The 14,751-nt window shown below is 42.3% G+C and carries 12 protein-coding genes; 8 read left to right on the forward strand and 4 right to left on the reverse strand.

All coding sequences use genetic code 11. The annotated features are described in order from the left end of the window. Positions 1–5 precede the first annotated feature (5 nt). Positions 6–1,238 (reverse strand): 3-(3-hydroxy-phenyl)propionate transporter MhpT, encoded by a 1,233-nt coding sequence (gene mhpT, locus HJG58_RS14090; protein WP_170249377.1) that lies wholly within the window; start codon positions 1,236–1,238, stop codon positions 6–8. A gap of 247 nt (positions 1,239–1,485) precedes the next feature. Between mhpT and HJG58_RS14095 the strand changes: the two genes are divergently transcribed. From HJG58_RS14095 to HJG58_RS14130, 8 genes are all read left to right on the forward strand, one after another. Then, positions 1,486–2,325, forward strand: a complete 840-nt coding sequence (locus HJG58_RS14095; RefSeq protein ID WP_169538806.1) for a p-hydroxycinnamoyl CoA hydratase/lyase — start codon at positions 1,486–1,488, stop codon at positions 2,323–2,325. 37 nt (positions 2,326–2,362) lie between these two features. Next, positions 2,363–3,814 carry an aldehyde dehydrogenase gene (locus tag HJG58_RS14100; protein ID WP_170249378.1) on the forward strand — a complete coding sequence of 484 codons (1,452 nt, stop codon included), beginning with the start codon at positions 2,363–2,365 and terminating at the stop codon, positions 3,812–3,814. Positions 3,815–3,895: 81 nt separating this feature from the next. Further along, on the forward strand, positions 3,896–5,782 hold the full coding sequence (locus tag HJG58_RS14105; RefSeq protein ID WP_170249379.1) for a feruloyl-CoA synthase: 1,887 nt from the start codon (positions 3,896–3,898) through the stop codon (positions 5,780–5,782). A gap of 74 nt (positions 5,783–5,856) precedes the next feature. Further along, positions 5,857–6,996 carry an acyl-CoA dehydrogenase family protein gene (locus tag HJG58_RS14110; RefSeq protein ID WP_170249380.1) on the forward strand — a complete coding sequence of 380 codons (1,140 nt, stop codon included), beginning with the start codon at positions 5,857–5,859 and terminating at the stop codon, positions 6,994–6,996. Between the two features lie 81 nt (positions 6,997–7,077). Further along, on the forward strand, positions 7,078–8,328 hold the full coding sequence (locus tag HJG58_RS14115) for an OprD family porin (protein ID WP_216076579.1): 1,251 nt from the start codon (positions 7,078–7,080) through the stop codon (positions 8,326–8,328). Positions 8,329–8,385: 57 nt separating this feature from the next. Continuing rightward, the gene (locus tag HJG58_RS14120; RefSeq protein ID WP_170249382.1) at positions 8,386–8,922 is read left to right on the forward strand and encodes a DUF3237 domain-containing protein; all 537 of its coding nucleotides are present in this window, start codon (positions 8,386–8,388) and stop codon (positions 8,920–8,922) included. 40 nt (positions 8,923–8,962) lie between these two features. Further along, positions 8,963–9,352 carry a PaaI family thioesterase gene (locus HJG58_RS14125; protein WP_170249384.1) on the forward strand — a complete coding sequence of 130 codons (390 nt, stop codon included), beginning with the start codon at positions 8,963–8,965 and terminating at the stop codon, positions 9,350–9,352. A 33-nt stretch (positions 9,353–9,385) separates the two neighbouring features. Further along, complete coding sequence (locus tag HJG58_RS14130; RefSeq protein ID WP_170249386.1) at positions 9,386–11,137, forward strand: tannase/feruloyl esterase family alpha/beta hydrolase; 1,752 nt, start codon at positions 9,386–9,388, stop codon at positions 11,135–11,137. 64 nt (positions 11,138–11,201) lie between these two features. On the opposite strand, the gene HJG58_RS14135 is transcribed toward HJG58_RS14130, so the two are convergent. The 3 genes from HJG58_RS14135 to kdgD form a co-directional block, all read right to left on the reverse strand. Next, on the reverse strand, positions 11,202–11,915 hold the full coding sequence (locus HJG58_RS14135; RefSeq protein ID WP_005042034.1) for a FadR/GntR family transcriptional regulator: 714 nt from the start codon (positions 11,913–11,915) through the stop codon (positions 11,202–11,204). A gap of 241 nt (positions 11,916–12,156) precedes the next feature. Next, positions 12,157–13,743, reverse strand: coding sequence for an aldehyde dehydrogenase (NADP(+)) (locus HJG58_RS14140; protein WP_170249388.1), 1,587 nt, complete (start codon positions 13,741–13,743; stop codon positions 12,157–12,159). Between the two features lie 29 nt (positions 13,744–13,772). Beyond that, positions 13,773–14,684: a 5-dehydro-4-deoxyglucarate dehydratase gene (gene kdgD / locus HJG58_RS14145; RefSeq protein ID WP_170249390.1), complete on the reverse strand. Its 912-nt coding sequence runs from the start codon at positions 14,682–14,684 to the stop codon at positions 13,773–13,775. Positions 14,685–14,751: the final 67 nt, after the last annotated feature.

A 14,751-nucleotide genomic window follows, 5' to 3' on the forward strand; every position in this document is an offset into this window, starting at 1 on the left:
AAAACTTAGCGAGCACCTGAGCTTTGTACTAAATGTACAGGCTGTTTAGGTTTTTTGACAAGAAGTAATGCAGAGATCGCTGCAATTAAAATCACTGGAATGCTTGAACCAATCACGATGGTCGAGCTTTGTCCAAGCGAGAGTAAAAAACCAGCCATTAACGGCCCTGCAAAAGAACCAATACGCCCGATTGCAACTGCTGCACCTACTCCAGTTCCACGCATTTCAGTTGAATAATACATGGCTGCCAGACCATACAACGCCGATTGTCCACCCACAATGAATAAGCCACAACCCACTGCCGAAAGTGCTAGTAAAGCCACTGTTGGAGAAATTGCTAAACAGCACAGTGAGAATAAAATGCCGAGATAAATCAGCTTAATCACAAAGCTCATGCGTAATTTATCAAGCAATACGCCCATGAGGATTGAACCTAAAATTCCGCCAACGTTGTAGCCCATCTGTACATAGTTTGCCTGTAGTTTTGATAGACCTTGCGCACCCATCAGCAATGGCAACCAGTTCAACAAGAAATACAGTACCACCAGCGTACAGAAAAAGCTTATCCAAAGCTGAATGGTTGACATACGACGTTCTTTGGCAAATAAAACTTCAAAGAATGGTGTGGTTTTTTGCGCTTGAACTTTTCGTTGCAGGTAGTCATTTGACTCTGGTAAAAAGCGCATAATCAGTGGAATGAGTAAAATAGGTGCAATCCCACCAATATAGAAAATATGACGCCACTCTGCATCGCCTGCCAACGACATAGCAACCACAGAAGTGAGTAATCCGCCAAAAGGAATGCCGCTATACATAATGCTCACTGCGGTGCCTTTGTGCTGGTCAGGTACAGCTTCAGAGGCAAGTGTAATCATCATTGGTAATGCCCCACCCATTCCTAAACCTGTACAAAAACGAATGAGTAATAGCAAACTGAAGTTAGCTGCATAAGCCGTTAGCAAAGACATAATTCCAAAAAGTAAAATACTAAAAATCAGAATTTTCTTACGCCCTACAATATCAGCAAACCGACCGCCTAATATCGCACCTGGTAACGTCCCTAAAATTGCAGCACTAAATGCCCACGCCATCTGGGCATTGTCTAGCATAAACTCAGCCCGCATTCGTGGAGCGGCTACCCCCATTGATTGAAGATCAAACCCTTCAAAAATTGCTATGGCAAAGCACAGTAGCAACGTTATTTTTGCCCTTGAAGGCTGTCCTGATATTTTTTCCATTGTGTTGTCCTTTATTGACTAGTCGTTCCATTTAGCCCTTTGTGTATTATTGTTTAAACACACCAAAATATCAGTTAAACTTACTAAAAAATCAACATATTTTTATATTAAATCATCGATAAAATTAATTAATATTTAAAATACAATGGATTATAAAATATTTATGAAATTTTATAAAAAAGACTTGAATGTAAGCTTAACTGATATTAAATTAAATCCCAGAACAGCAAAAAATCATTCAAGGAGTATGAAGATGAGTTATGAAAACCGCTGGGAAACAGTAGATGTTAAAGTTGAAGATGGAATTGCATGGGTCACCCTAAACCGTCCGGAAAAGAAAAATGCCATGAGCCCAACACTCAATCGCGAAATGATTGATGTGCTAGAAACTCTTGAGCTTGATCAAGATGCACGTGTTTTAGTGTTGACGGGTGCAGGTGATTCTTGGACAGCGGGTATGGATTTGAAGGAATATTTCCGTGAAGTCGACACTCAGCCTGAAATTTTCCAAGAACGTATTCGCCGCGACTCATGTCGCTGGCAGTGGCAACTTCTTCGTATGTATTCAAAACCAACTATTGCTATGGTTAACGGCTGGTGCTTTGGAGGCGGTTTCTCACCTTTAGTGGCTTGTGACCTAGCAATTGCAGCAGATGAAGCAACTTTCGGTTTATCTGAAATTAACTGGGGGATCCCACCGGGTAACCTTGTAAGCAAAGCAATGGCAGATACCGTAGGTCATCGTGCATCTTTGTATTACATCATGACGGGTAAAACCTTTAGTGGTAAAGAAGCTGAAACCATGGGCCTTGTGAATAAAAGCGTACCGCTTGCCCAATTAAAAGCAGAAGTGACTGAACTTGCAAATTGCCTACTTGAGAAAAACCCTGTGGTTCTTCGTACCGCTAAAAATGGCTTTAAGCGTTGCCGTGAACTGACATGGGACCAAAACGAAGACTACTTATATGCCAAACTTGATCAATGTATCCACCGAGATACTGAAAATGGCCGCCAAGAAGGTTTGAAACAATTTTTAGATGAAAAATCAATTAAACCGGGTTTACAGAGCTATAAACGTACTGGTTAACTTTTGATTCTTTAATGGCAATGTAAGGACACAACCCATGCAAAATGTACAGTTACTTATTCACGGTCGATCTATTGATGCATCAAATCAGGCAACTTTTGAGCGTATTAGCCCAATTGATGGATCAGTAGCCAGTAAAGCTGCTGCCGCAACACTAGAAGATGTAGACCGTGCAATCGATTCGGCACAACAAGCTTTTAAAGTATGGTCGAAACTCTCGCCTACCGAACGTCGCTTACGCTTATTAAAAGCAGCCGATTTAATGGATCAAAAGACCGAGCAATTCATTGAAACTGGAATGCAAGAAACAGGTTCAACTGCAACATGGTATGGGTTTAACGTTCATCTTGCTGCCAACATGTTACGTGAGGCAGCCGCAATGACCACACAAATTGACGGAAGCCTCATTCCGTCAGATGTGCCTGGCAATCTTGCGATGGGTGTACGAGTTCCTTGCGGTGTGATTGTAGGGATCGCACCTTGGAACGCTCCTGTGATTTTGGCAACACGTGCGCTTGCCATGCCTTTGGCTTGTGGTAACACGGTAGTGTTAAAAGCCTCAGAAGCCTGCCCAGCAACACATCGTCTCATTGGTGAAGTGTTACATGAAGCGGGTCTGGGTGAAGGTGTCGTGAATGTGATTACGCATGCCGCCGAAGATGCACCACAAATCGTGGAGCGCTTAGTGTCTCATCCAGCCGTGAAACGCATTAATTTTACCGGCTCAACCAAAGTCGGAAAAATTATTGCCGAGACTGCTGCCAAATATTTAAAACCAGTTTTACTCGAACTCGGTGGGAAAGCCCCTGTTGTGGTTTTAAATGAAGCTGACATTAATGAAGCCGTAAATGCAGTTGCTTTTGGAGCATTCTTTAATCAGGGTCAAATCTGTATGTCGACCGAACGTGTTTTGGTTCAAGACAATATTGCCGACCAATTTATTGAAAAACTGATTGAAAAAACCCGCTCTATTCAGGCAGGTAATCCAACCTCAAAAGACAATGTACTCGGTGTTTTAGAAAGTCGCCGTGCTGCAAACCGTATTCAGCATTTGCTAGAAGATGCCCAAAACAAAGGGGCTGACTTACCTTTAGGTATCCATATTGAAGACACCACTATGCAACCGACACTGGTTCTCAATATTAAACCTGACATGCTGCTTTACCGCGAAGAATCATTTGGACCTGTATGCACAGTTCAACGTTTTTCAAGCATTGAAGAAGGTGTAACACTGGCAAATGACAGCGAGTTCGGCCTTTCTTCGGCAGTGTTTAGCCAAAATATTTCGCTGGCATTAGAAGTCGCTAAACAGATTGATTCTGGTATTTGTCATATTAACGGCGCAACCGTACATGACGAAGCTCAAATGCCATTTGGCGGAACAAAATCGAGTGGTTACGGACGTTTTGGTAGTAAAGTCTCTGTTGCCGAATTTACCGAACTACGCTGGATTACTATTCAAACTCAAACACGTCATTACCCGATTTAGTCAGGCTAATGCGAATACCGACAAATTAAATAAAAATTGCATGATGCAAAAAATAAAGCGCAGTGATGCGCTTTCCATGGAGTGAAAGAAATGCAAATGAATGCCACTCAATCACAAGACCGCGAACGGTTCGTAAAATTAGGGCAACATGATATTCATTATCACCATAAAGATGACACGCTCTATATCAGCCCAAAAGAGCAATTAAAACCGTATCCACAAAAACTGACAGATCGGTTAATTCATTTTGCACAAACCAAACCCGACCATATTTTTGCAGCAAAACGCAATGCTCAAGGCGAATGGGTCAAACTGAGTTATGCAGAAGTTCTACAACGCGCATGGCACATTGCTCAAGCTTTGCATGACCGTAATTTAAGCCAAGAACGACCACTCATCATTTTAAGTGGTAATGATCTCGAACATTTAACACTCTCTATGGGCGCCATGCTGGCGGGTGTGCCTTTCTCTGCTATTTCCCCTGCCTACTCTCTGATTTCTCAAGACTTTGGCAAACTCAAACATGTGTTTGAAGTGCTCACACCTGGTATGGTCTATGCCAGCGATGGACTAGCCTTTGCTAAAGCCATTCAAGCGTGTATTACATCTGATATTGAAGTGGTGACCAATAAAGGGATTGTGGGCGATCAGATCTGCACATCTTTTCAATCACTGTTAGATACGCCAGTTTCAAATGTTCAAGAATTTTACCAAACCCTTGATGAAAACCAGATTGCCAAATTCTTATTTACATCAGGTTCAACCAAATTACCTAAAGCTGTACCGACCACACATTTAATGTTATGTGTTAATCAGCAAATGCTATTGCAGACTTTCCCTGAGTTTGAAGAAACACCGCCTGTCCTACTCGACTGGCTGTCTTGGCACCACACATTTGGCGGCAGTCACAATGTCGGCATCGCACTCTATAACGGCGGTACGATTTACATTGATGATGGCAAACCCGTTGCCGGAAAATTTGACGAAACTATTCGTAATCTCAAAGAAATTTCTCCGACAGTTTATTTAAATGTGCCAAAAGGTTGGGAAGAACTCACCGAAGCGTTAGAAAAAGATGAAGAATTAAGAGACCGCTTTTTTGCCAAAGTTAAAATTCTATTCTTTGCAGGTGCAGCGCTTTCAGAAGCGGGCTGGAACAGACTCGATAAAATTGCTCAGCAACATTGCGGAGAAAAAATTCGCATTATGAGCGGATTAGGCATGACTGAAACTGCTCCCTCTTGTGCTTTTACAACTGGCCCACGTGTGATGGCTGGTTTTATTGGCTACCCTGCTCCGGGATGCGAAATTAAGCTAGTTCCATGTGGTGACAAACTTGAGTTTTGTGTTCGTGGCAAACATGTCATGAAAGGCTATTGGCGCTTAAAAGCGGACCAACAAAGTACTATTTTCGATGATGAAGGCTTTTTCCATACAGGCGATGCCGTTCGTTTAGTCGACATCAATGATCCAACCAAAGGACTGATGTACGACGGACGAATTGCTGAAGACTTTAAACTCAATACGGGTACTTTTGTGAATGTCGGCACACTACGCAACAAAGTGCTCATTCAAGGTAATTTACTGATTCAAGATGTTTGTATTACAGGTTCAAACCTGAATGCTGTTAGTTTTCTGATTTTTCCAAAATTAGAAGCGTGTGCTCAATATGCAGGTCTTAAACTTGGTGAGCATTCTGCAACAGAGATATTACAACACCCTAAGGTTCAGCAATGGTTCCGCCAATTTTTAACGACCTTTAATAAAGATGCGACTGGCAGCTCAAATACAGTCTCCATGCTTTATTTAATGATCGAACCACCTCAACTCGATGCAGGTGAAGTGACCGATAAAGGCAACCTCAATCAAAGCAGTATTACCAAGCGTCGTGCACCATTAATTGATGAGCTTTATCAAAAGCAGACTGATAACCCGCTGATTATTCGGGTGCCCACCTTAAAACAATAAGCAATTGAAATAAAAAAGGAAGCTCAAATTTCGGTTTGAGCTACAGCCTCACTTTTGCCTAAAAAAGGTTCAACATGCCACACGATACAGAATTTGAACTATTTCGGGATAGCTATCGCAGGTTCTTAAAAGAACAGGTTGCCCCGTATTACGAACAGTGGGAACACGATGGCCTTATCCCACGTGATTTATGGCTTCGTCTTGGGGAGAATGGTTTTTTGTGCGTCGATGTACCCGAGGAATATGGCGGCTACGGCGCTCCTGTTCATTACTCCCTCATGCTGGTTCAAGAAACTGCTCAAGCGGGCTTTGCGTCTTTGGCAGTTGCGATTGGCGGGCAAAATGAGCTGGTCTCTCCTTATCTGCAAAATATCGGATCCGAAGAGCAAAAACGTTATTGGTTACCGAAAATGGTGACAGGTGAAGTCGTCACTGCAATTGCCATGACCGAAGCCAATGCGGGTTCAGACCTACAGGCTATACGCACTCAGGCCATTTTAGAAAATGAACAATATCGTGTGAATGGTTCAAAAACGTTTATCTCAAATGGTTTGCATGCCGACCTGATCGTTCTGGTAGCAAAAACCGATCCACAGGCCAAAGCAAAAGGTATTTCAATTTTATTAGTCGATGCCACTTTAGACGGCGTTAAAAAAGGTCGGTCTTTGCAAAAAATCGGGCTGCATGCCCAAGATACAGCCGAACTATTTTTTGATGATGTCTGTGTGCCTACAACTCAGCGTTTGGGTGAAGAAGGACAAGGTTTTGCTTATTTAATGCAAGAGTTACCTCGCGAACGTTTGAGTATTTCCATGATGGCTTTGGGGTCAATTTTAGGCGCCATCGAAATCACCAAAGACTATGTACTAGAACGTAAAGCTTTCGGACAACCTTTAAGCCAAATGCAAAACACGCGATTTGTACTAGCAAACGCACAAATCAAAGCAAAAGCCGCACAAGCCTTTGTAGATCAATGTGCAGCGCTATATCAACAACACCAGTTAAGCGTGACTCAGGTTGCCGCATTGAAGTGCTTTATTACCGACACTCAATGTGAAGTGATTGATCAGTTACTTCAGCTTTTCGGCGGCTACGGCTACATGCAGGAATACTCGATTTCACGCTTTTTTGTGGATGCGCGGGTACAAAAAATTTATGGGGGAACCAATGAAATTATGAAAGAAATCGTCGCCCGAGAACTGCTCGGAAAATAATTCGATTTAAAAACCAAACAAGGCAGACAGAACAATTATGCCTTGTTGAAAACAAAAAATGATATTTCAGGAAGAAATGCTATGTCGAAATTATGGATGTACTCTACCCTTATGCTCTCAGGTTCAGTGTGGGCTGGCAGTTTTATTGATAACAGTTCAGTAGAACTCACCACGCGAAATTTCTATTTTGACCGCGACTACCAAGAGCAATCCGCTTACCCTGCTGCCAAGGACTGGACACAAGGGTTTATTCTTAAAGCCAATTCAGGTTATACCGAAGGGACTGTCGGTTTTGGACTGGATATGCTTGCAACGGCAGGCTTTAAACTCGATGCGGATGCAGAGCATGGTGGTACAGGAAACTTACCTAGAGACACCCGCACCAACGAACCTGCTGACTCTTATGGCGAAATTGGGGTCACAGCAAAAGCGAAAATGAGCCAGACCGAGCTACGCATTGGTACGCTAATGCCGATGAACCCAGTTTTAGTAGCTTCACCTGCTCGTTTGCTTCCTCAAACCTATCGAGGCATTTCACTGACTAGTAAAGATATTAAAGATTTTGATTTACAGGCAGCATACCTCGATAAAGTGAATCATCGGGATTCGACCAACTATGAAAAAATTAAAATTTCAGGCGTAAATGGACGCTTTAAAAGTGCTGAAACTGATGGGCTTTATTACTTAGGTGGAAACTATCAGTTTAATCCTGCACTCAAGCTCACCGCTTTTTATATGGATGTTGATGAGCTTTATAACCAAACCATGGTCGGTGCTTTACATCAACACAAAATTAATGACACCACTAACTTTAGCTCGCAATTACGTTACTACCGCAGCCGAGATGACGGACAGGCGAAAGCAGGCTTAGTCGATAATGACCTTTATCATGCGCATTTCGAACTCAAACATCAAAACCATAAATTTATTTTTGGAACCTTCCAACATCACGGCGACACCGCCTTTCCGTATTTGACGGGAGGTGAAACGGGTCTACTCATCGACACATGGCCAGGCGAGTTTTTAAATCCAAAAGAAAAAGCCTATAGCTTCCGTTATGAATATGACTTTAAAGATTATGTGCCGGGTTTACGTTTTATGACCCGTTACACCACAGGTCACAATATTTATGCACCTAACTTAGGCGGAACCAATCTAAAAGAACACGAAACAGACTTTGATTTAGGTTACACCGTTCAAAGTGGCTGGTTAAAAAATTTAGGGTTACGCGCGCGCTACGCCATTTATGACAACAACATGCTCTCTACAGCCAACATCAAACCTGTAAACGAAACCCGTATCAACATCGACTACACATGGAAATTTAAATAATTCAAAACAAGAGGTTCTGTCACACATAGAACCTCTTTTTATTTCGGGAAATTCATCATGAAGAAAGTTGTAACGCTACTCTGCGGAATTTTTTTAATTGGCCTGACTCATGCCGAAACGCAATATAGCCCTCCACCTATTCAGCTTGAGCCTTTAGCAAAATTTAGTGTTGATCTAAATGCGCCTGTTTGGGAGTTAGGCACGACCAGTGACGCAGGTAAACGCCGAATTATTCCTATTACAGGTGGGACATTTGAAGGCAAATCACTTAAAGGCCGCATTTTAAATAATGGTGCAGATTGGCAAATTGTCGACAGTAAAGGACTAGCCATTATTGATACGCGATATTTGTTAGAAACCGATGACGGTGCGCTTATTTATCTTCAAACCAAAGGTTACCGCCATGGCTCGGCAGAAACACTAAAACAGCTTGCCCAAGGCAAAGATGTCGACCCGAAAAATTACTATTTCAAAATTACCATGCAGTTTGAAACCAGCTCACCTAAATATTCATGGCTTAACCAGACCGTTGCGGTAGGTAGTGCAATGCGCTTGGGCAAAGCGGTTATTTATGATGCCTATACCCTGAAATAATAATTTTTATAACACCTACAAAAAGGATGGAGCCTTCATTATGGATCAAAAAACTTTAGAACACTTACCGCCCATCCATCACCATTTGGGCGGACATAATATCCATTGGAATGACCAAAATACTGAACTCACTATCCATTACACAGCCCTAGAAAGCTTTACTAATCCACGCGGCACCGTTGAAGGCGGCATGATCTGCGCCATGCTTGATGACGTGATGGGACTTTTTGCGTATCTCGCCAATGGCCATAAACCCGCTACCACCATCAATTTAACGATGGATTTTTTAAGGCCCTGTGCTGTGGGAGAAGTCATTATGAAATGCCGATTCATTAAACAAGGCAAAACCGTACTGAATCTCGAAAGTGAAGCTTGGCAAAATAACAAAATGATTGCACGAAGCACAGCTAATTTTTTGGTTTTAGATTAATTGCAAACATTCATTCAATAAGGATATGAATAAATGAATTACACCAACAATAAACGAATTTTGATGCACTCCGCTTTAGTGCTTGCCATGCTTGGTACTTTGGCAGGCTGTGGAAGTGATAATGATGAGGCAACGGTTCCCTCAACAAACAAACCACCGCAGCTGTCTCCTGCTGTTGGCGTAAAAATGACAGGAAGCTGTTCAGACTTACTCGGATTTCAATACAACAATACGGTCATTAGTTCCGCCACCCTTCAAGAAACAGGCACATTGACGGTCGCCAATAAACCGATTGGCGCACATTGTCTGGTCAAAGGTTATATGGATCAACGTGTAAGCCCTGTGGATGGACAAACTTATCAAATTGGTTTTGAAATGCGCTTACCAATAGACTGGAACGGCCGTTTTCTCTATCAAGGCAATGGTGGAACCGATGGTAATTTAGTACCTGCAACGGGTCAGGTCGGTAGCGGTGGTCCACTGACCAATGCCCTGCATAATGGTTTTGCTGTTATTTCTTCCGATGCAGGACATAATGCTTCACAAAATCCAATGTTTGGTTTAGACCCTCAAGCCAGAATTAACTACGGCTACGGTTCGATTACCAAACTCACGCCTATGGCAAAAAACCTAATTAAAGCCGCATATGGTAAATTGCCAGACCGCTCCTATGCAGGCGGTACATCGAACGGTGGGCGACACGCCATGATTGCCGCAACCCGTTTGGGCGACCAATATGACGGAATTCTAGCGAGTACACCAGGTTTTCATTTACCTCGTGCAGCAGCAGCTCAACTCTACACAGCGCAGCAGCTTCGTCGTGTCGCAACAGATGAAAATGACTTAAGTACCGCCCTGACCCTTTCAGAGCGTAAAGTTTTAGCAAAAGCGATTTTAGATCGATGCGATGCCTTAGACGGTGTTGCAGATGGCTTGGTTCAAGATGTCGAGGCTTGCCGTACAGCTTTTGATATTCACAAAGATGTACCCGTTTGCTCAAGCACAAGAGATGGTACTTGTTTAAGCACCGAACAAATTGATGTATTAGCCAACATTTACCGCGGTCCTGTAAATTCGGCTGGACAAGCGCTCTATGCAACTCAACCTTTCGACCCCGGTTTAGTCGGTAGTAACTGGGCAAGCTGGAAATTCGAATCTTCGGTGGGAACAGCACGTGACCCGGTTGCAGTCGGCATTCTTTTTCAGGTTCCACCAGACCCAACTGTGACTCAAAATTCTAGACAATTTGCCTTTAATTTTAACTTCGATACCGACTATCCAAAACTATCGGCAACCAATGATGTGTATACCGAAAGTTCGATGTCATTCATGATGCCGCCCGATGAATTGAATCTAGATAAACTCCGTAATCACGGTGGAAAAATGATTGTGGTACAAGGCACAGCAGACGGCGTTTTCTCTGTAGATGACACCCAAAATTGGTACGATCAACTGCTACAACACTATAAAAATGACGCAAAAGGTACAGCACCTGAATTCGCACGTTTCTTTAGAGTTCCGGGCATGAACCATACCCGTGATGGCATTGCGACTGACCAATTTGATGCATTGACTGCTTTAGTCAACTGGGTGGAATATGGGCAAGCACCTGACAAAATTATTGCAACCGCACGCGGCGCAGGTAACCCGAGTGGTCAAATCAATACTGAGCTTCCACAAGACTGGGCGCCAGACCGCACCCGTCCACTTTGTCCTTACCCACTGATTGCCCGTTACAATGGTCAAGGTAATAGCGAAAAAGCTGAAAACTTTAGCTGTAAATAGCACCCTAAAAATTAAAAGAGAGCTTAAATAAGCTCTCTTTTTTATCTTAGTCTTAGCTCAAGCTTTACTGCTTAAACTTTTTAATACTTTTAGACAAATGAGCTCGCATCATTTGTCGGGCCAATAAACCGTCCTGATCGACAATTGCGTTATAAATATTGACATGATCATGATGAACCGCTTTTAAATATTCTTCGCGGTTTTCTGGGCTTTGCTCAATAGATTTTAAGCGTGCACGCGGTATAATTTTTTCACCGAGATACTTTAGAAAATCAACGAAATATTGGTTTTCAGAAGCTTCAGCAATGGCAATATGGAAATCATAATCAGCTTTTACCGTGCCATCATTTGCATCTGATGAAATATGGCGTTCAAAGTCTTCAAGCGCAGCTTTCATTTTATCAATATGGATTTGCTTACGGCGCTCAGAGGCTAAAAAAACAGCTTCAGACTCAAGGCTAATTCGAAGCTCAAGTAAAGAAACAATATCGTTAATAGTTTCTAAACTGGCATTAGACAGCAAAAAATTCTGTTCAACAGTTTGCTCTTTTACAAAAGTACCAATCCCGTGACGAGTTTCGACAAACCCTAAAGAACGCAATTCAGTAATTGCTTCACGAATAACGGAACGGCTTACTTCAAAAGTTTCAATTAATTCAAGTTCGGTCGGAATTTTCTCTCCGACTTGGAAATCTCCAGACTGAATTTTTTCGATCAGTTGTTCTACAATAATCTGGCTTAGTTTTTTTGTTGATCTAGGTTTAATTGCACTAGACATAATCTGAAGAACTCATGAAATGTTGAAAAAATTAGAAAATTCATTTTACTATAAACTTAGACGATAGTCATATTCGGTTTTTATACCTCTAAGTTATTAAAATCAAAATATTTTATCTCCCTTATCAAGCTCTCACATATATTTAAAAAGTAAGCAACTTGTACTTCTGTTGATATTTAATAATGCGTTGAATAAGTTAAAAAATATGCAGCTCAATAGCGTTGATTGAGCTGCACAACTTTTAAAGTTGAGCCTGACTTAACTGCCCATTGACCAGACGAGTAATCTGTAGTGGATTATTATCTTTTAATGCATCGGGTAATAAAACTTGTGGTGTATTTTGGAAACATACCGGACGCAAGAAGCGCTCAATTGCTCCCGTACCTACCGAAGTTCCGCGTGCATCACTGGTTGCAGGGAAAGGGCCACCATGCACCATGGCATCAGACACTTCAACTCCTGTCGGGAAACCGTTAAACAATACACGGCCAGCTTTACCAGTTAGCAAATGAAGAAGTTCGCCTGCTTCGGACAACTCATTTTCATCACCAATAATCGTTGCCGTGAGCTGTCCACCTAAAGCTTCTATTCCTTTTAATAAAGTCGCTTCATCCTCTACGCCAATCACAATCGACATTGGCCCGAAAACTTCATGTTGTAGTTTTGGGTTGCCTGACAGTAAAACAGATTGGTCCGCTTTAAATAGATGTGCTTTTGCTTGAGAAACTAGCTCGGCCTCTTGACCTGTCGCAATAACTTCAAAACCAGCTTCGCTGTTTAGAGCATCAATACCTTGACGGTAACTTTTTAAAGTACCTTCATTCAACATAACCTGAGGCACAGCTTTTTGCGTGCTTTCAGCTAAAGCTGCTACGAAACTCTCAAATTCAGGACCTTGTACGCCTAAAATTAACCCTGGTTTTGTACAGAACTGACCACATCCCATATTGAATGAAGCAACCGTATCCTGAGCAATTTGTTCACCACGAGAACTCAGCGCTTCAGATAAAACCACTACTGGGTTCACACTCGACATTTCAGCAAAGAATGGAATTGGCTGAGGACGGCTCTGCGCAAGGTTATAAAGCGCCATTCCGCCTTCAAGAGAACCCGTAAAACCAGCTGCCTGAATCAGTGGATGTTCTACCAAGTTTGCGCCAATACGGCCACCAAAAATCATATTGAATGTGCCTTTAGGCATATCGCAAACTTCGATTGCTTTTTCAATGGCTTCTGCAACAAGCTCAGCAGTCGCCATATGGCCAGAATGTGCTTTAAAGACAACTGGACATCCTGCTGCTAAAGCAGCTACGGTATCACCGCCTGCAGTTGAAAATGCAAGTGGGAAATTACTCGCGCCAAACACAGCAACCGGTCCTACACCAACTTTATATTGACGCAAATCAACACGAGGCAAAGGCTTACGTTCTGGTAATGCCACATCAATACGGGCACCATAAAAATCGCCACGGCGTAAAAGTTCAGCAAATAGTCTTAGCTGACCAGTAACCCGACCTGTTTCACCTTGAAGACGAGCAAGTGGCAAACCTGTTTCAAGTGAAGCGACCTCCTGCAAGTTCGCCCCCAATGCTTCAATTTGGCGAGCAATTTCTTCAAGAAAAGATGCACGTTGTTCTTGAGTCGTTTGGCTATAAACTAAAAAAGCGTTATGCGCAGCTTGAGCAGCTTGATCCACTTCTTCAAGTGTTGCCTGACTAAATACATAACCTGTTGGCTGATAGTCTTTTGCACCTATACTTTCTAAAGCTGGTGCATTTGCAGCAACGCGTTGGCCATTAATAAACTGCCGACCGTTATTTTTACTCATTTTAAAGCTCCACTACCTAAACAGTTAAATTATTGCGGACCGAGTGTCGCAATAAGCGCGGCCAAATCTTCATAGTCTGCTTGAGTTAAATCACTTAATGGTGGACGCACAGGACCAGCATCGTGGCCAACAATTTTGGCACCTGCTTTAATCATGCTTACCGCATAACCTGATTTACGGTCGCGAATTTTTATCAATGGCAAGAAGAAATCTTTAATCAAACGATTGGTTGTTTCAAAGTCATCACTGCGAAGTGCGTCATAAAACTCCATAGCAGTCTTTGGAATAAAGTTAAACACAGCTGACGAGTAAACTGGGCAACCTAAAGCTTTATAAGGCGCTGCAAAAACTTCTGCTGTTGGTAAACCACCTAAATACGACAACCGATCACCCATAGTCTGAGTCACGGCCGTCATCATATCGATTTGACCGGAGCTGTCTTTAAAACCGATTAAGTTCGGGCACATCTCAGTTAACTTTTGGATTGAATCGAGATTTAATCTTGAAACGCTACGGTTATAAAAAATTACGCCAAAGTCTACTGAGTTACATACTTGCTTAACGTGTTCAATTAAACCTTCTTGGCTTGCTTCAGTTAGGTAATGCGGCATTAACAAAATACCGTGTGCCCCTAAACGTTCCGCTTCTTGTGCTTGAGCAATCGCCTGACGTGTCGGGCCACCTGCCCCGGCAATAATCGGTACACTACCTTTACAAGTATCGACCGCTGTTTTAATTACTTCAGAATATTCATTGCCAGTTAACGAAAAAAACTCGCCTGTACCACCCGCAGCAAATAATGCACTTGCACCATAAGGTGCTAACCATTCAAGACGTTTTGCATAAGAAGATTTATTAAAGTCCCCATTTTGGTCAAAGTCAGTAACCGGAAAAGAAAGAAGGCCATCAGAAACAATGTTTTTTAACTCAAGAGCATCCATTAGAAAATATCCATACATGTTTATGTTGTCAGACATCTTACATCATAAATTTTATTTTAATCAATAT

The sequence above is a fragment of the Acinetobacter geminorum genome (assembly GCF_013009345.1).
Taxonomy (GTDB): Bacteria; Pseudomonadota; Gammaproteobacteria; order Pseudomonadales; family Moraxellaceae; genus Acinetobacter; species Acinetobacter geminorum.